The organism is Filimonas zeae (assembly GCF_014641615.1).
Classification (GTDB): domain Bacteria; phylum Bacteroidota; class Bacteroidia; order Chitinophagales; family Chitinophagaceae; genus Filimonas; species Filimonas zeae.
Map to the genome: position 1 here is coordinate 1,625,706 of NZ_BMIB01000001.1, position 17,969 is coordinate 1,643,674.

Annotated in this window: 15 protein-coding genes; 9 read left to right on the plus strand and 6 right to left on the minus strand. The window is 47.1% G+C overall.

Annotated features, from left to right (window positions below; all coding sequences use genetic code 11):
- Positions 1 to 29 precede the first annotated feature (29 nt).
- Together IEY13_RS06505 and IEY13_RS06510 are read left to right on the plus strand one after the other, a co-directional pair.
- Positions 30 to 2,639, plus strand: a complete 2,610-nt coding sequence (locus IEY13_RS06505) for a PKD domain-containing protein (protein WP_188951120.1) — start codon at positions 30 to 32, stop codon at positions 2,637 to 2,639.
- 158 nt (positions 2,640 to 2,797) lie between these two features.
- Complete coding sequence (locus IEY13_RS06510; RefSeq protein WP_188951121.1) at positions 2,798 to 4,978, plus strand: T9SS type B sorting domain-containing protein; 2,181 nt, start codon at positions 2,798 to 2,800, stop codon at positions 4,976 to 4,978.
- Between the two features lie 6 nt (positions 4,979 to 4,984).
- Here IEY13_RS06510 and IEY13_RS06515 read toward each other — a convergent pair whose 3' ends face one another.
- The 3 genes from IEY13_RS06515 to IEY13_RS06525 all read right to left on the minus strand — a co-directional run bounded on the left by IEY13_RS06515 (position 4,985) and on the right by IEY13_RS06525 (position 9,239).
- The gene (locus tag IEY13_RS06515; protein WP_188951122.1) at positions 4,985 to 6,007 is read right to left on the minus strand and encodes a hypothetical protein; all 1,023 of its coding nucleotides are present in this window, start codon (positions 6,005 to 6,007) and stop codon (positions 4,985 to 4,987) included.
- A gap of 91 nt (positions 6,008 to 6,098) precedes the next feature.
- On the minus strand, positions 6,099 to 7,364 hold the full coding sequence (locus tag IEY13_RS06520) for a DUF1501 domain-containing protein (protein ID WP_188951123.1): 1,266 nt from the start codon (positions 7,362 to 7,364) through the stop codon (positions 6,099 to 6,101).
- An 18-nt stretch (positions 7,365 to 7,382) separates the two neighbouring features.
- On the minus strand, positions 7,383 to 9,239 hold the full coding sequence (locus IEY13_RS06525; RefSeq protein WP_188951124.1) for a DUF1800 domain-containing protein: 1,857 nt from the start codon (positions 9,237 to 9,239) through the stop codon (positions 7,383 to 7,385).
- Between the two features lie 462 nt (positions 9,240 to 9,701).
- Here IEY13_RS06525 and IEY13_RS30100 point away from each other — a divergent pair, with 462 nt between their 5' ends.
- The 4 genes from IEY13_RS30100 to IEY13_RS06540 all read left to right on the plus strand — a co-directional run bounded on the left by IEY13_RS30100 (position 9,702) and on the right by IEY13_RS06540 (position 10,988).
- A complete protein-coding gene (locus IEY13_RS30100; RefSeq protein WP_229687758.1) occupies positions 9,702 to 9,857 on the plus strand; it encodes a hypothetical protein in 156 nt (51 codons plus the stop codon).
- Positions 9,826 to 10,359 carry a polysaccharide deacetylase family protein gene (locus tag IEY13_RS06530; protein WP_229687759.1) on the plus strand — a complete coding sequence of 178 codons (534 nt, stop codon included), beginning with the start codon at positions 9,826 to 9,828 and terminating at the stop codon, positions 10,357 to 10,359. The genes IEY13_RS30100 and IEY13_RS06530 overlap by 32 nt, the downstream gene beginning before the upstream one ends.
- A gap of 99 nt (positions 10,360 to 10,458) precedes the next feature.
- Positions 10,459 to 10,647, plus strand: coding sequence for a hypothetical protein (locus IEY13_RS06535; protein WP_188951125.1), 189 nt, complete (start codon positions 10,459 to 10,461; stop codon positions 10,645 to 10,647).
- A 35-nt stretch (positions 10,648 to 10,682) separates the two neighbouring features.
- Positions 10,683 to 10,988, plus strand: a complete 306-nt coding sequence (locus tag IEY13_RS06540; protein WP_188951126.1) for a hypothetical protein — start codon at positions 10,683 to 10,685, stop codon at positions 10,986 to 10,988.
- Positions 10,989 to 11,174: 186 nt separating this feature from the next.
- Here IEY13_RS06540 and topA read toward each other — a convergent pair whose 3' ends face one another.
- From topA to IEY13_RS06555, 3 genes are all read right to left on the minus strand, one after another.
- A complete protein-coding gene (gene topA, locus IEY13_RS06545; protein ID WP_188951127.1) occupies positions 11,175 to 13,520 on the minus strand; it encodes a type I DNA topoisomerase in 2,346 nt (781 codons plus the stop codon).
- Positions 13,521 to 13,570: 50 nt separating this feature from the next.
- Complete coding sequence (locus IEY13_RS06550; RefSeq protein WP_188951128.1) at positions 13,571 to 14,428, minus strand: alpha/beta hydrolase; 858 nt, start codon at positions 14,426 to 14,428, stop codon at positions 13,571 to 13,573.
- Between the two features lie 252 nt (positions 14,429 to 14,680).
- Positions 14,681 to 15,844 (minus strand): tetratricopeptide repeat protein, encoded by a 1,164-nt coding sequence (locus IEY13_RS06555; protein ID WP_188951129.1) that lies wholly within the window; start codon positions 15,842 to 15,844, stop codon positions 14,681 to 14,683.
- Positions 15,845 to 15,920: 76 nt separating this feature from the next.
- Here IEY13_RS06555 and IEY13_RS06560 point away from each other — a divergent pair, with 76 nt between their 5' ends.
- The 3 genes from IEY13_RS06560 to IEY13_RS06570 all read left to right on the plus strand — a co-directional run bounded on the left by IEY13_RS06560 (position 15,921) and on the right by IEY13_RS06570 (position 17,902).
- Positions 15,921 to 16,790: a Rossmann-like and DUF2520 domain-containing protein gene (locus tag IEY13_RS06560; protein WP_229687760.1), complete on the plus strand. Its 870-nt coding sequence runs from the start codon at positions 15,921 to 15,923 to the stop codon at positions 16,788 to 16,790.
- Positions 16,791 to 16,997: 207 nt separating this feature from the next.
- Positions 16,998 to 17,351, plus strand: coding sequence for a 2Fe-2S iron-sulfur cluster-binding protein (locus tag IEY13_RS06565; RefSeq protein WP_188951130.1), 354 nt, complete (start codon positions 16,998 to 17,000; stop codon positions 17,349 to 17,351).
- A gap of 29 nt (positions 17,352 to 17,380) precedes the next feature.
- On the plus strand, positions 17,381 to 17,902 hold the full coding sequence (locus IEY13_RS06570; RefSeq protein WP_188951131.1) for a KdsC family phosphatase: 522 nt from the start codon (positions 17,381 to 17,383) through the stop codon (positions 17,900 to 17,902).
- Positions 17,903 to 17,969 lie beyond the last annotated feature (67 nt).

The window sequence follows — 17,969 nt, forward strand, 5'->3', positions numbered from 1 at the left end:
CAATATTCCTGTTCGGCCTTCTGTTTGCTTTGCCGTCGTTCGCTACACATATTGTGGGGGGAGAAGTGTTTTATACCTGGCTGGGAGAGGGCGCTACTGCCGGAACCGGAAAGTATAAGGTTACACTGCGTTTGTTCCGTGCCTGTAACCAGGCCTGTGGAGCGGGGTCAGGTATAGCCTGTTTGCCCGATTCTGCACTGGTGAATGTGTTTGCAGCTAAGGCGCCTTTTGCACAGGTGGTTACGTTAAGAATGAGGATGACAGGCAATCAGCCACTTACCCTGGAAACTTATCCTGCCTGTATTGCTTATAAACCGGTTATTTGTTATGAAATGCGCACTTATACTACAGAGGCAGATCTGGCATATACGGCTGGTGGATATATTATTGCTTATCAGAACTGCTGCCGGGCCCAATCGGTAAACATAAACAATGTTGGGGGAAGCAGTAACGGATATCCAGGTTCTACTTTTGATTGTTTTCTGCCAGGTACAGATACGTTGGCTTTACCGCAGCACAATTCTTCAGCCGCTTTCCGGGTAAAAGATACGGTATTGATCTGTAGCCGGGCTCCGTTCAGTCTTGATTTTGGAGCTACCGATGCAGATGGCGATTCGCTTAGCTATGTATTTACAGGCGCTTTTGATGGTGGTGAATTTACTGCCTCGTTTGATGAGCGTCCGGCCGGTCCGCCGGAATACAGAATAGTTTCCTATAAATCGGAACTTGGCTTTTCCGGAGGGGGCCCAATGGGAGAAAAAGTGGCAATAGACCCGCGCACAGGACTTATCAGTGGCGAATCGCCCACGCCTGGCAGGTATGTATTAAGTGTGGTAGCTACGGAGTGGCGTGGTGGTATTGCTATTGCGGCACACCGGAAAGACTTTATGGTGCGGGTGGAAGATTGTAATCCTCCGGAAGCTATTCTTGAACCGGAATACCTGAACTGTCAGGATTCTACGCTTGTGTTTACCAACCAATCGGCTTCACCTTTAATTAATAGTTATTACTGGTCGTTCGGTACCGTGGGTGGCAATACATCTGTAGAGCCGCAGCCGGTGTTTACGTTTCCGGATACAGGGCAGTTTACCGTACGCCTGATTATTAACAGAAACCAGCAATGTACCGATACTACTACCACGCTGGTAAAAATATATCCGGGTTTTACACCCGCTATTGGTATAAAGGGCATTTGTGTATTGCATCCTTATGATTTTGCCGATGCATCGGAAATAGCTTTTGGAAATGCGGTGGCATGGACATGGCGTCTGGGAGATGACAGCGCTGCTGACGATTCATCATTATTGCCGCGTGTTACATATCAATACCCCCACGCGGGAGATAAGCAGATTTCGTTAAAGGTTACCAGCAGTATGGGGTGTACGGGCACGGCTACCCATGTATTACATGTGCGTGAAAAGCCAACTGTTGATTTGCCTTTCCGCGATACTACTATCTGTAGTACAGATACTATTCAGCTGCGGGTGAATAACCGGAATGTATTATATCAATGGCAGCCGCAATATAATATCAACAACACAGTTATTGCCAGCCCGGCGGTATGGCCGCGTGTTACGCAGGCATGGTATACAATTAATATTGACGAAGACCGTTGCGTAAGCACAGACTCTGTGCTGGTAAATGTGATAACCCGCTATCCGGTAAGTCTGCCTGCAGATACGGTTGTTTGTGCAGGTGATGATTTTCCGTTACATGCAGTAAGTGATGCACAGCGTTTTGAATGGTCACCTGCAACAGCAGTAAATAATGCAACCCTGCAATCGCCATTGGGGCGTATACAGCAGTCTTTAACCTTACGGGTTACTGCCAACCCCGGACGTTGCCCTTCGCAGGCTGTTATTGCAGTAAAGGCAGTGCCTTACCCGGTAGTATCGCTGCTGGCAGATACGGTGGTGTGCTATGGGCATACCGGCTGGCTGCAGGGTGCTACCAATGGTGCCTTTTTTAACTGGTGGCCGGTAAATACTCTACTGTATGCCAATACCCTCCGCCCACTGGCAGGGCCTGCCACCTCCACCTGGTACCGGTTTACGGCAACGGATACTATTGGTTGCCCTAACCCCACCATAGACAGTGTTTTTGTGCGCGTGGTTCCGCGTGTAATTGCGTTTGCGGGTAATGATACTACTGTGGTGGCTAATCAGCCTTTACAACTTACTGCTACCGGTGCCACTTACTATGCGTGGGCGCCCTCTACAGGACTTTCTAACAGCCTTGTTTATAACCCGGTGGTAAAACTGCCTGCCGGTACCGATTCTGTGGTGTATACGCTTACTGCTACTACGCCGGAGGGGTGTTTTGCTACCGATCAGCTGGTGGTGCGTGTATTTAATACACCGCCCGATTTACTGGTTCCCACTGCGTTTACACCAGATAACAACGGGTTGAACGATTATTTTCATCCCATTGCAGCAGGCATCAGCAACCTGGATTTTTTCAGGATATACAGCCGCTGGGGGCAATTGCTGTACGAAACTACCGATATTAAAGCCAGAGGCTGGGATGGTATGCATAAAGGGCAGCCACAGGCACCCGGTACCTATGTGTTTGTGGTGCAGGCTACCGATTATAAAGGCAATAAAATTCAGCGTAAGGGAACAGTAGTATTAATCCGTTAACCTTTCCTGTACCTTATTTAAGGCAAAAAGTCTTTACCGGGCAGGATAATCTGTTGTATGGCAGAATATACCAGACAGATCGCTTTAATTTGTGCCCGTTCATACCCCGCTGCATGATAATTAGTCATGTATAACCATATCAGCCCGAATTCTTTTATATGAAACAGTTTTGCTTATGCTTTGCGGCAGTATTTTGTTTTATGCCTTATGTATTGTCGCAACCGGTAGCCTGTAAAGATTCTTCGTACCGTAAAATATATGGCAGCGGCAGCGATACCGTTAAGGGGTATCATCATATAGCACTATCCAATAACCGTACTGTTATTGCCGGCAAATACAAGACCACCGGCGCTGCTGTTAGCGATGGGTGGATGATGCTGGTACAAGAAGATGGCACGCCCGTTAAAAGCAGCAGAACTGCCTCGCCGGATGCGGCTAAATCATTTGCCTGGGTGCAGAGCGTTTCGCTGCAAAATAATGCATCGGTATTGCTGGGTTTATTATACGATAAGTTTACACATGATGGGAATGAACTGGTAGTTACTAAAAGAGACGGTAATTTAAACCCGGCATGGACGCGCCGGTACCGCCTGAACCCGGCTGTATTAGGCAGTTTGAATGAACTTTTTATTACCAATCAGTTTTTATGGGAAGCCGGTAATGGTGATGTGATATTACTGATAAACGGCGTACATCCCGGTGGGCTGATGGCTAACTTCCATATGGTGGCACGTATCAGTAGTACAGATGGCAGCCTGGTGTGGCACAAAACTTTTATTCCTGTTCATCAGGAAAGTTTTGGTTATGCTTCGGGGGCTTTTCAAACAGGTAACTCGCTGGTGATAACCGGTTATATGGATATGCCACCTATAACAACCGGGGATGTACCTGCGGTATATGCTATGCGGTTAAACTGGGCCGATGGCAGTTTGCAGCTGCTGAAACGTTACCGGTACCATAATAATGATTTTGGGGCATGGGGTAACTCCTTCGATCAGTATAAAGGGCGGAGAATGGCTGGGGGAGGTTATGAAATATATGGTGAAGAATACCAGCAGGGGCATACAGAAGACAGGGAGTATATAGCTGTGCAGCTGAATGAAAATCTGGAATTAACCGGTAGCCAGTCCTGGGGTATCGATTATACTTTTGCTGATAATGAAGCATCCATAGCAGATGCCGCAGGCAATTTTGTGGTGCTGAACAGAGGAGGCTCTGGCAGTTCGGCAACACACCTGAGTGTTTATAACCGTAACGGCAAACACAGAAGAAGACGGCTGAACACCACGCAAAACAATGCAGACTGGAGTGATGAACAAAATGGTGCCCGCGTAGCTTTTAAACCCAACGGTAACACCACCGTGCTGCTGAACTATTACAATGCTGGCAGGCCTGTAACAGAACTGATGCAGCTGGTGCCTGAAGATACTCTTACGGGATGTACCGGCACAGAGGTAAGTGCAGGCATGGAACCCATTTCTTTTAAACTGGAGGCTGATCCTACCGGCTGGAAAACGATAGTAGATAACGGACTGGAAGAACGGGCCGTTACCCTTACCGATGTGGCATTGCCTGTTACAGAAGATGCTGTATGTAAAGTGGTGGTACCGGTTATGGCAGGCGCCTTATCGTTAGGCAGCGATGCGGTTGTATGTAACAATGATACGCTGGTGTTAACGGCCACCGGCGGTTTGAGCAATTATACATGGCCGGTGAGTTATCATTTGCTGCCGGTAAATGACAGCACGGTAAAAATAGCTCCTGATAAAGACACGGCTTATATAGTGCAGGCATTAACCAGGCGGGGCTGTACGGTTGCTGACACGGTGCAGGTACAGGTATGGAATACGCCGCAACATTTTTTACCCGCAGATACGGTTATTTGTGCAGGTAGCAGCGTAGTACTACAGCCTGTGGATGTGTTTAATACTTATCAGTGGAGTACAGGCGCTACAGCTGCTTCGGTAACGGTAAATAATGCGGGTAGCTATACGCTGAAGGTTACAGATGCCAATGGCTGCCGGGGAGAAGACGATATAAAGGTAGCGCTGAAAAGCTGCTCTGCTTATGTATATATACCCACTGGCTTTACACCTGATAACAACGGCGTAAATGATTTGTTAAGGCCTGCCGTAGCGGGTAACCTGGCCAGCTATTATTTTGCGGTGTATAACCGCTGGGGCCAGTGTGTATTTGCCTCACGCCAGCCAGGCGACGGTTGGAACGGCACTTTTAAAAATGCCAGACAAGGGGCCGGTACCTATACGTGGATGTGTAAATACCGGTTTGAAGGCGGTGATGAAAAACTGGAGAAGGGTACGGTAGTGCTGATCCGCTAAAGCCGGCTACTGTTTTACAGGATCAGTAACAATAACGTGCGTGGTTTTTTCCAGATATTTGCCTTTATTGGCATCCGTAATAACCAGTAAACGGTTTTTAACGGATATAATACCTTCCCAGTTATAGCAGTCATACCCAATTTCCTGCAAAGGCTGCCAGGTGAGCTGCTGGTTGTCGAGTTGTAGTTGCAGCACCCGGCCATAGCAGCTGAGCTTTTGCGCAGGGCCCCTGAACTGTGCGCTGTCTTTTACAGGAAGCGGTGTTTGCGGATTGCAGGTAAAGTAATCGGTATACTCGCCGCCCCACCAGAAATTGATACCATAGAATTGTCCGTTTTTACCGGCACACAAATCTGTAATACGAAAAGGGATGGGCTGCTGAATATATACAGGTGTTAAGTTTTCAGCAGGGCTTAGCAGCGTATCGGCCAAGTAGCCTATGGGTGTTTGCGTAACATCGGGTACATTGGTATACTCAAATACTGCCAGTAGTTGATTGGTGGCTGCATTATACGTAAGACTTTCGTAACCGGCATTGTTTACCACTTTGCCGTTGCATTTTACTTTGGGCAGCGCCAGTATATGTGCTGCATCCAGCACTATATGCTGTTGTTGTTTGTAGCCTTTTACCAGATAACAGCTGTCTGTAGCTTCATCGGTTTCAATACTCAGGAATAAAGTGTTGTTTACGGCTACTGCGCCTTCCACACCCTGATAAAAGTTGCCACCCAGGTTAACACGGGCCATAACAGCCGGCAGGTTTTGCAGGGTAACTTCTGTAAAAGCTTCTGTAGTAAAAGCGGGAGATGCCTGCTGAATGGTTTTCTGCACTGTTTTTACCGGTATGCTCCAGGTTTTCTGCTGATCGGGGTATTGCGGTATCAGCAGTATCTGCTTTTTTATGGTGGCCAGTGCAGAGTATTCTTCTGCCGCATTAGCAATGGGCTGTGGAAGCGTTACCGGCTTCTGGGCAAACAAGTAAAAACCTGGCAGTAGCAGAAACAGTGCCTGCAGTAGATGTGTATACATGCGCATGGGCTCAAAAATAGGCACAAACACCAATAAAAAAGGCTGCACCGTTGCCGGTACAGCCGCATTGCTTAACGGGGAAAAGCAATGGTCATGAACGCATCACGCCTATAGTATTGCCTTTCCAGTCGGGGAAGAGAACCTTATCATTATGAATATTCAGGTGTTTACCTGCCACTTCACTGAATACGCTGCGGAAGTCGGTGGTTACGGCCAGGTCGCGTCCGTCTTCCAGGTTTTCTACAGAAAGTGGCTGCACGTTACCATGTACTTTACCGCCGTTTACATCATTACCCAGCACAAACAGGCAGGAAGCACGGCCGTGATCCGTGCCGCCGGTTCCGTTCTGTTTTACTGTGCGGCCAAACTCGGTCATAGTCATCAGTGTTACATCGTCCTGTAAAGCGCCCAGATCTGTCCAGAAGGCTGTAATGCTGCTGCTGAGGTCGGTTACATTCCGGGCAAAAATTCCGGTGGCTGTACCCTGGTTAAAATGCGTATCCCAGCCGCCGGATTCGGCAAACGCCACTTCCAGGCCCACATCCATTTTAATCAGCTGGGCTATCTGCTTTAAGGCGTTGCCCAAAGCACTGGTGGGGTAAACGGCACCGTTGGCTGGTACGTATTTAGATACATCTGTTTTCTGTAACATTTTCACCGCATCAAAGCTTTCTTTGCCGGTTTCTTTTAACAACGAGGAAGATGTTTGATCGTACAGTTCTTCAAAGCTTTTTGCGGCCATGTTGGCAGCCATGGGGTTGCCCTTCATCTGTATAGAAAAATCGCGCAGATTACTGATGGCAATAGCAGCGTTATCGCCATAAAAAGAGCGGGGCAGGGAAGAGGTAAGACTTACCGAACGAAAAGGGGAAGCATCATGCCCCAGTAAACCCGCAGCCCGGTTTAGCCACCCGCTGGCAGTGCCTTTATTAAAGGGCGTGCCTGATTCCATATAATCCTGCGCATCAAAGTGAGAACGGGTGTTGTTGGGCGATCCTATGCCATGTACAATAGCCAGCCTGTTTTCTTTAAACAATGGTGCAAAACTACTCATGGCGGGGTGCAGGCCAAAACGCCCATCCAGATCAATCAGCGGGTTGTTATTGCCCTGTGTAGCAGCCGTCATAAACAAACCGGGCCTTGCTGCTTTCAGGTATTCATCTGTAAACGGGGTAACAGCCATCAGGCCATCCATTGCCCCCCGCTGAAATATGCATACCATTATCTTATTCTTCTTATACAGGCCGGTTGCCTTACGGCTGCCGGCTGCCCTTGCCATAAAGTTGGGCACACCACCAATGCCTATGCCAAACAATGCCAGCCCACCTGCTTTTATAAATGCTCTGCGCGATGTCATATGCTGTGTTTTTGTAGATTATCTTCTTTGAAATTCCGGACTGCCTATAATAATGCCTACCACCTGCGATAACTGATATTTATTAGCTGGTGCCATAGCTGTTGCTGCTGCTTTGCTGCGTTGCGCGGCGTAGCCGGGCTGTATGGTTTCCGGGGTTTCACGGTCTGGCTGCTGCATGGTGTTTTTGGCAGCGGCTTTATCTATCTTTTGCTGCAGGCGTGGATCGTTTAATAAAGGTGTTAACCGTTGTATAGTGGCTTCGCTGTTGCGTTCCGGCATCAGCAGGCGGCAGTAAGTTGCCAGTGCCGCTTCTGCACTCTCCGGCTCATGGTTATTGTTCAGCGCCAGCAGATTAAAGCTTACACCAGGTACCCGGCCCGAGGCCAGCGCCAGCCCAAAGTTCATTCTGTTAAGCAGCGAGCCGGTGTTAATCCAGTACGTGCCTTTGTCGGGAAAGCCGGTGGGGGCCTGATAATAGTATATTCTTTCGCCCATGCGGCTTATCCATGTATATAATTGATAAGGCTGGTGAATGCGGGCATCTAATCCTCTTACAGCACTTATAGCCAGTTCAAATGGTGACTTGGTTTTTTCGCGCAGGGCATCACTGCTCCAGAATTCCGGGGCATTTACCATAGTGATCAGCACCTGTTTAATATCCCCTTTTTTGTCGATAAAGGTTTTTGCCATCTTATCTATCAGGCTTTGTGGCGGATTATCACTTACAAATTTTACGGCCAGTTTGCGGCTGATAAAAGTGGCAGTGGAGGCGTGGTGAGCCAGCATATGCAATAATTCCACGCCTTCTTCATAGCCGCCGTTGGCCGCAAACTGTTTGCCTAATACTGTTTTGGTACCCATATCGTGGCGGTTGGGCTGAAACAAAAAATCGCCGGTATGCACTACGCCTCTGCGTTCCAGCGCAGCCGGATTGGCACTTTCCAGGCGCTCGCGGTTAGCTTTGTTATAATAATCGTTCATGGGGTAAAGCGTCCAGCCGGTAAGTACACGGGCTGCTTCTGTTACATCCTGTTGTGTATAACCACCATCCACCCCCAATGTATGCAGTTCCATTACTTCCCGTGCATAGTTTTCATTCAGGCCACCTGCTTTCTTTTTTCCGCCCTTACCATTGGGCATTTCTTTGGCGCCGGTGCTGTTAAAGTTGTCCAGATAGGTTAGCATAGCAGGCGATTTTGCCGTAGCCAGCAACAGTTCTTCAAACCGGCTCAGGGCATGAGGGCGTATCACCTCTCTTTCGTACACAGGAATATATTGTTCACAATCGTTTTTAGTAAACGATACATTAAAGTGGTTAAACCAGAAGCTGGTAAGTACTTCCTGCAGCTGATTTTGTGTATAGGCCGCACGTAATACTTTCTGATTAATAAAGAGTCTTGTAAGCTCCTGCACCGGCTTTAATCCCTTCTGTTGCATATATTGCTGCAACATATCCCTATAGGCTTTCTGATCGCCTTTGTTTACAGAATCTTTATTAATAAAGCCATCCTGTATAGCCATACGCTGTACCTGTGCATTGCGTGGGTAAGTATTTACAATTTCAGTATTGCTGAGTGTTAAGGCTTCATTACCCTGTAACAACACCTGTAACGAATCATCCGGAAGGCGGGCTTCCAACTGTTGCTCAAACCATTTTTCCAATCCTTGTTTTACTACTGCTTCTACCTGGCCTGGTGTGGCGCCATAGGTAAAGCGGCTGAGCAAATGAGCAGCAGCCTGCTCTTCAGTAAGTCCGGCCTTACGCCATGGGAAGCGTAAAGAAGAAAACCGGGCGCCTGCGATAAAGGAACTCAGTATTGCCAGGAACACGCAACAACTGCCTGTTACCACAGCAATCCGCAATAGTTTTTTCATTGAATACTTTATTTAATAAATGCTTTAATTGACATCTTCAACTCCGTAGCTTTCCTTCTTCCTCCGCTTACGCAATGCCTTCCGGGCATTGCAGCGCTCATAGGGGAACCGGCAGCATAAAGCCTGCAACTGCTGTGCCCTTTTGGAATAACCTGTTTTATAGCTTAGTCTTCGTACGTATACTATTGACTATGAAGGGTACAAAAGGTTTAGCGCTACAGGAATGTTAATATTGACTTTTTTACAACTACCATCTCAATCGCCTTTGAAACGCGGTTGGGCTGGTGAGTCTCTTTTGATCACCATGTTCCGGAAATGGCAGATAATACTCATAAATGTACAAGAGAAACGGGCTGTTATTATTCATTTTTGTACAGTAAGCAAATGGTATAGGATACGCCATTTATTTATGGCTAAAAACAGTTTTGCTTTTTGGTAACTGAAGTATAAATAAGACAAGTTATGACAACCAGAAAAGACTTTATTAAAACAGCCGGACTACTGGGTATGGCAGGCATTATACCCCCGGCATTAACGGCTACCCCTATTGAAAAGCAGGCAATGCGGGTTGCATCTCAATGGGCAGATGGCAGCCGCCTGGTGGTATCTGCCCATTGAGATGCAGTTTGAGGCCGGAGGACAACCGGAAAATGCGGAAAGTCCGTTTCCGCAGAATATGCAGCAAGGGTATAAAGACCTGCCTGCGGAAACCTGGTACCAATACGGCTATAAAGAGGGGATTCCGCGTATGCTGGACAACTGGGATAAACACGGTATTAAGGTAAGCTCGCATATGGTAGGCGCTGCCGTGGCTAAGAACCCTGCCCTGGCAAAAGAAATAGTACAACGTGGCCACGAAGCTGCTGCCCATGGCATGAGCTGGAGCCGCCAGTTTGATATGAGTTATGAAGTAGAGAAAAAGTTTATCCGTGATGGGGTGGAAGCAGTAAAACAGGCTACCGGTGCTACAACGGTGGGTTATAATGCCAACTGGCTTAGAAGGGGAGAAAACACCCACGATCGTATAGGAGGCAGTCCACAAATGGTAAAAATGACGGGTGAGTTACTCAGGTACATGCAGAAACATAAGGGCGTGGTGTTCAAAAAGAAGAAGAAATAACGCAAATGATTCTGACGGATAAAACAGCAATACGCGAATAGCAGCGTTTTATGCTGGTATGATGTTTTTATGTGCTGTTATGTACTAAAACCTAAGCATATGAATACAACCACTATTAACACCGCCAATGTAGCTAAAACGGATGAAAAACGGTTTAAAGAGGATGAGCGCCAGCACGATAAAAAAGGAGATAATAAAGGATTGGAGAAAACGGAACACCAGCCGGAGCCTGCCACTGGCGATAAATGTTCCGGCAGCATTCACCGCCACAACACACCAGCTAAATAACCTGTAGAATTTAATAACCAGTAAAAATACCATCTATGTTTTATATACTTAATGATTACGCTATAACCGAACTGGATGTTGAACCAGTAATAATTAATAGTCTACAGGCTGCCTGGCCAGGCGGGGAACATGACGAAGACGACGATTTTGATGAAGAGGAAGATGAGGAGGATGTGCCGGGTATAGCAGACGGAGATGCGGCTGAAGAGGCATTACCTGTGCTGGACGATGAAGATTTGGAGGATGCAGATATTGATGAAGATGAAATAGAAGATATTGAGTGGGACGAAGAGGATGATTTTGAAGAGGAGGAAGATGACGATGATACGGAAGAGCCTTAAGATAATACCAGAACATTCCTTATTGCCCGCATGTAGGTAAAAGGGAGTGTTTTAGGTTTTGGTCGTGTTGTTGAGTGAAAGAGGCTATCTCGTCTGAGACGGCCTCTGTTGTTTATTACGGTTGCTGCTATGGCTATTGCATGGAGTGAAAATTAAAGAGGCGCCTTTCAGGGGCGCCTCTTTAGGTTATTTCGCTTTCTTCTTCCTCGCCACCTTTTTGGGTGGGTTGGCTTTCAGCTCTTCTATAATAGCTTTTACCTCTTCTATAGTCAGTTCTGCGGCTCTTTCCTGTTGCTCTTTGCTCAGCTTGTAGTTGCGCAGTCCCTGCTTAATATAAGGGCCATAAGGGCCTTTCAGTACCTGAATTTTTTCTTTCTCAAACACTTTAATCGTGCGCTCGTCTTTTGCCTGGCGCTTTTCTGCAATCATGGGCGCTATTTCTTCCAGCGTTACGCTGTAAGGGTCCATTTCCTTGTTAAGGGAATAGAACTTTTTATCGTGCGCGGCATAAGGGCCAAAACGACCAATGTTAACGCTTACTTCAGAGCCTTCAAACTCACCCAGCTGGCGGGGCAGTTTAAACAGCTCCATTGCTTCATCGTAGCTAATGGTTTCAATGCTCTGGCTGGCTTTTAACTTGGCAAAGCGTGGCTTTTCCTCATCATCGGCATGGCCAATCTGTACCATGGGACCATAACGGCCCATACGGGCAATTACTTTTTTACCACTGGCTGCGTCTACACCCAATTCGCGTTCGCCTTTGGCACGCTCTGCAGTTTCCAGGGTAACTTCAATATTGCTGTGGAAGGGTTTGTAAAACCCGTCAATCATATTGTTCCACTTCAGTTTACCGCCTGCTATTTCATCAAACTCTTCTTCAATACGGGCGGTAAAGTTGTAGTCCATTACCTTTTGAAAGTGTTGTTTCAGGAAGTCAGTAACCACCAGGCCCAGATCGGTAGGAAACAGTTTGGATTTTTCCGCACCGGTATTTTCCTGAACCACTTCTTTTTTAATCTCGTCCTTTTTGGTCAGTTCCAGAATGTTCACATCTCTCTTTACGCCTTCTTTATCCCGCTTTTCCACGTAGTTACGCTTCATAATAGTGGAAATGGTAGGGGCGTAGGTAGATGGACGGCCAATGCCCAGTTCTTCCATCTTCTTCACCAGCGAGGCTTCCGTGTAACGGGGGCCGGGGCGTGTGAATTTTTCGGTAGCAGTCATACGGTTAAAGTCCAGCTGCTGGCCGGTAGTTAACGGTGGCAGCATGCCTTCTGTATCGTCCTCGTCTTCTTCTTCGTCTTTACCCTCCAGGTATACCTTTAAAAAGCCGTCGAACTTCATTACCTCACCGGTAGCGGTTAACAGGTCTTTATTGGTAGAGATACTGATTTTTGCAATGGTTTTTTCAAACTCCGCATCACTCATTTGTGAGGCGATAGTTCTTTTCCAGATCAGTTCGTACAGGCGGCGTGCATCTGCATCATCTACCGTATGTGCATTCATGTAGGTAGGGCGGATAGCTTCGTGCGCTTCCTGTGCGCTCTCGTTTTTGTTTTTATACTGGCGGCTCTGATAGTATTGGTTGCCGTAGCTATGCGTAACCTCGTTACGGATATCGCCCATAGCGGTATCACTCAGGTTTACGCTGTCTGTACGCATATAGGTTATTTTACCGCTTTCGTACAGCTTCTGCGCCAGTAGCATGGTTTTACTAACACTGTAACCCAGTTTACGGGAGGCTTCCTGCTGCAGAGTTGAGGTGGTAAAAGGTGCGGCGGGTGTACGTTTGGCAGGTTTAACCTGTATATCAGCCACTTTATAAGCAGCGCCCTTGCAGCTTTCCAGAAACTGCTGTGCGGTTTGCTGACTGTTTATTTTAGCAGGGCCATCTGCTTTAAAGCTTACTTTCTTTTTATGAATGTCTTCTGCGGTAAAAAACGCTTCTACCTTATAGCTGCTTTCTGCTTTAAAGGCGTTGATTTCGCGTTCGCGTTCCGCAATCAGACGTACGGCTACGCTTTGCACACGTCCTGCACTAAGGCTGCGCTGCATACCTATTTTACGCCACAAAACCGGGCTCAGTTCAAAACCCACCAGCCTGTCCAATACACGGCGGGCCTGCTGGGCGTTTACCAGGTCCATATTAATACGGCGCGGGGTTGCTACTGCTTTTTTAATGGCAGGGGCTGTAATTTCATGAAACACGATGCGTTTGGTGTTTACGGGATCCAAACCCAGTACTTCAGCCAGATGCCAGCTGATACTTTCCCCTTCACGGTCCTCATCCGATGCTAACCAAACCTCATCGGCTTTTTTGGCAAGTTGTTTCAATTCTTTTACCACCTTTTCCTTATCCTCTGGCACCATATAACGGGGCAGGTAGTTGTTATTAAGGTCTATACCCATATCGTCCTTTTCCAGGTCGCGGATATGCCCGTAACAGCTTTTTACCTCGAAATCATCACCAAGAATTTTTTCAATGGTCTTTGCTTTCGCCGGAGATTCGACTATTAAAAGGTTTTTTGCCATGCTGCAATATTAAATCAATCAGTTAAAAGACAAACAATGTTCTCATATTTTCAAAATAAATTGAAATCTGCGATCTGCTGCTGAACAGATTGTTCCCGGTAAATCTGACTATGTCCCCATCCGGTAGTTTGTACAAAGGTTACATGCGGCAGATGTTTAAGCCGGGTATCGGCTGTGTCGGCAAAAGGGCAAATCTTGTCCTCCGTGTCGTGCAGCCACATTACCGGCTGCTGCAGGTGCTGAACAATGCGGTTTACCGAAAACCACTGTACGGGATGTCCTCCTGCCGCCTCCAGCCTGGTAACAAAAGCGGCATGGGTAGCAGGGGAAAGCCGGAAAATATGGTTAAACTGATGCACAGCACGAGAAAGCTCAGAAGCTGGCGCTATCAGCGTCAGTTTCAGGTCAGGCTGCTGTAGTTCTTCCGCTGCCAGAGCCACCGCCAGGGCACCTATGGAGTGAGACAGAATGCCATTTACCGGGCCGAAACGGTGGATAATATCCAGTATAATCTGTTTATATTCAACAATATTCAGTTTTTTTCCATCGCTGATGCCATGGCCGGGCGCATCAAAAGCCAGCACCCGGTAACCCAGCTGCAGAAAACGGGTTACATAGTCTTCAAAACGGTAACTGAAGCTGTCAAACCCATGGCAAATGAGCAAAGTATGGGTGGCGGGCATACCCTGTGGCAGCCATTCAAAACCCCTGATGGTCAATTGCTGAAAAGTGAGGGAAACAGGCGTACCCTGTTGAAATACAGGAGGCATTTCCCTTTTGGGCTTACCGCTGTAAGGGGTGCAGAATAGCTGGAAAGCGGCTTCGGCTGCTATCCGGGGAGATACGCTGCCAAGTGTTCTGAACCTGGCCCTGTAATACCCTTTTGCTATCTTCTGTAAAAGCTTCATCCGGTTTAAGGTTTAAAAAAAGCAGGGCAACAAATTATAAGCCCTTCAAAAATAAGGGATTCGAAGTTGGAATTTTTTTTTAATGCCGTACGTATTTTTTCTCTTTGCGTACTCTTTTAACACGGAGAGAGCGTAAAAGCATTGTTTTGATGCCTTACTTTCTTTCCTGAAAGCAATGGCTATGGAAGCGTTCCGGGGGGAAACTGGCTTTTATAGCCTTTCTTTTTTTATGCCCGCTGTAGTTTGCCGTTCTCAGGCAGTTTTTGTGTCACATTGCTGCAACAACTCATTTATCAGCGGTGTATCGGCAGCCATTTCCCGGCTTTTCAATAACCATTCCCTGGCTTTTTCCGGTTCCTGTTTCAGCAGGTAATAAATACCCAGATTGCGCCAGGCGTATGAATTTTCTCTGTCCAGCTGAATAGCATGCTGTACATCTGCCAGCCCTTGTTCCAACTGGCCGGTTTTCATGCGGGCATATCCGCGGTTATTCCAGGCATAGCTATAATTATTATCCAGTTCAATGGCTTTGTTTAGCCAGGGTAAAGCCGATTCAAAAGCCTCCAGGGTGGTAAACAGGTAGCCGAGTGCATTCAACGTGTAGGGGTTATCTGGTTGCAGGGCTAATGATTGCTCCAGAAAATACTGCGCTTCTTCCGGTTGGTTCAGGTTCAGGTGCGCCATGCCCAGGCAGTACCAGTCATCCGCATTCAGCGGGCATTTGTCGCACAGCGCCATGTATATCTGTATTACTTTGGGGTACCGCCGGCAAAAAAGCCAGGCGGTGCCCGCCAGCCGGTAGGTTTCTTCATTGGTCCACCCGCGTTTTAATAACCGTTCAAATAATGTGGCCGCAGATTCATATTGTTTATCGCGGTAGTATTGCAGGGCCTGATGGTAGGTTTTGGCTGATTGTTTCAGCCGCAATAACTGAATAAGGGTGCGGCCATCGGAGTAATATGTCTGGCCTGCCTGCGTGCGTTTCAAAAACGGATTAAAATTAAACAGGATATCAAACAGGGCAGATGTAAACAACAGCGTGCAGAAAATAAGCAGCGGCATGGGCAGGCTGGCTGATAAAAGCAGGTACAACATCAGCAATGCAAAAAACAATGAAACCAGCGCGCCACCCATTACATAAATCACCTGCCTGGCCACGCTCATGCTACCACAATCCGCTTCGCACAGGCCCCACCACCATTGCAAGGGGTTACGGCGAAACCAGCAGGTAAGGCGCCCCAGCTTTACAGATTTGCTCTGATGGGTTTCTTCAAAAGAACCTATATATATAGTAACCGGCCCGCGGCTGAATAAAAGTGCAGGAACAGCATGGCCCAGCTCGTGAAGCAGCACCGTTAATGGCCTTGTAACAAGTAACATTACAAGCACCGGAACAATGGCGGGTGGGTATTCCATATATTGTTAACACATACCGGCACAGGGGATAGTAATACCGGTGGAATGTGATGGTTGATTCTAAAATAGGCAAAAAATGGCAACCAGGATAAAATCATTTCCTACGGTTAAGTGTACCGGCTGGTTGGCTGCGAAAAAATATTCTCTTACTTTCAGGCACGAAAAAGCTACACCTGAAAAGTATTACAACATGAAGATAGTACTCATCGGATCTGGAAATGTAAACACCGTACTAGGCAGAAGAATGGTAAAAGCCGGTCATTCTGTATTACAGGTTATCAGCCGTAATCTGGATAATGCCAGTAAACTGGCGGCAGAGCTGGATGCCACCGCTGCCGATTCTATGCAGTATTTAAATGGAGATGCAGATTTGTATATGGTTTCTGTATCGGATACAGCGCTGCCGCAGGTAGTGGAAGAGGTGCTGCTGCACGAGCAGCTGGTGGTGCATACTACCGGAGCTGCGCCTTTACAGATACTGAAAAACAGCTCGGCCAACTATGGCGTATTATACCCTTTGCAGAGTTTGCGTAAAAATATGGATAGTGAGCCGGTGATACCCCTGTTTACCGATGCCAATACACCGGAAGCGGAAGAGGTAATTACCCGGTTTGCCCAAAGTTTATCGCCCATTACCGGGCATGCTGGCGATGCAGAGCGTTTAAAACTGCACGTAGGCGCCGTGTTAGCCTCCAACTTTACCAACTTTTTATACATGCAGGCAGAGGAGTTTTGCAAAAAAGAGAACATAGGTTTTGAAGCGTTACTGCCTTTAATACAGGAAACGGCCGCCCGTTTACAGCATTATTCGCCTGCCAGCGTGCAAACCGGCCCTGCAGTAAGGAGGGATATGGTAACTATTGAAAAGCATTTACAGGTGCTGAAACCTTATCCGGAACTGACTGATTTGTATAAACATCTTACCGGTGCCATTATAAGCCATTAAAAAAACACCCCGTGCGGAGAACCGGACGGGGTTAAAATCAATAGCAAGCAACCGATAAACATTGTAAATGGATGGCAAAAATAGGGGCGGATAATTGTATTAACAAACAATTGTTTGTTTTTTGTTTTCGGTCAGCTGTCTGCATTACGCCCGTCAGGTTGGTTTTATAGCTTTATCCCTACTTTTGCAGCGCAAACTGAATGAGTTATGTACCAGATAAAGGTGAAATTTGAGCAGGTGGGAAGGTCGCCGGTAGTTTTACATCAGGTAGCGGCCAGCCAGTCTTTGCTGGATATTTGCCTGGATAATGGTATAGAACTACAGCATAAATGCGGTGCTTCCTGCGCCTGCAGCACCTGTCATTTGTACGTGGTAACGGGCATGGCATTTCTTTCGGGAATAACCAGCCGGGAAGAGGATTTTATTGAAAGGGCAGAAAATCCACGCCCGGAATCGCGCCTGGGTTGCCAGTGTACGTTATTGCCGGGAACAGGAGAGCTGGAAATAATGGTGCCCGATCAGCAACAGTTTGTGCAGGAAGAAGAGGGGATACTTTTGTGAACGGAGATAATTAAGAAATATAGCGGTAAATGAATGTACTTGAATTGTTTAAACCCATAACCACCTTTGTTTTTGATGTAGACGGGGTGTTAACAGATGGAATGTTACTGGTAATGCCTGGTGGTTTAATGGCCCGGCGTATGAATATTAAAGACGGTTATGCGTTACAGCTGGCCGTAAAAAAGGGATACCGTGTGGTAATTATTTCCGGTGGCAATTCGCCGGAAGTAAAAGAACGCCTGAACAATCTGGGTATTACCGATGTGTTTATGCGGGTGGAGAATAAACTGGAATGTTTACAGCAATACATGCAGCAGCAGCAGCTGCGTAATGAAGAATTGCTTTTTATGGGTGATGATATACCGGATTATGAAGTGATGCAACTGGTAGCTTTGCCGTGCTGCCCAAGTGACGCGGTAGCGGAAATAAGAGGTGTTGCCCGCTATATTTCCCCACTGAAAGGAGGAGAGGGATGTGGCAGAGATGTAATTGAGAAAGTACTGAAGCTGCGTGGCGACTGGATGGCAGATACACAGATTAAATCGCAATAAAACCTATTTTAGTTGAAACAAATCACCGCATTTTTAAAATTAATCAGGTGGCCTAACCTTGTGTTTA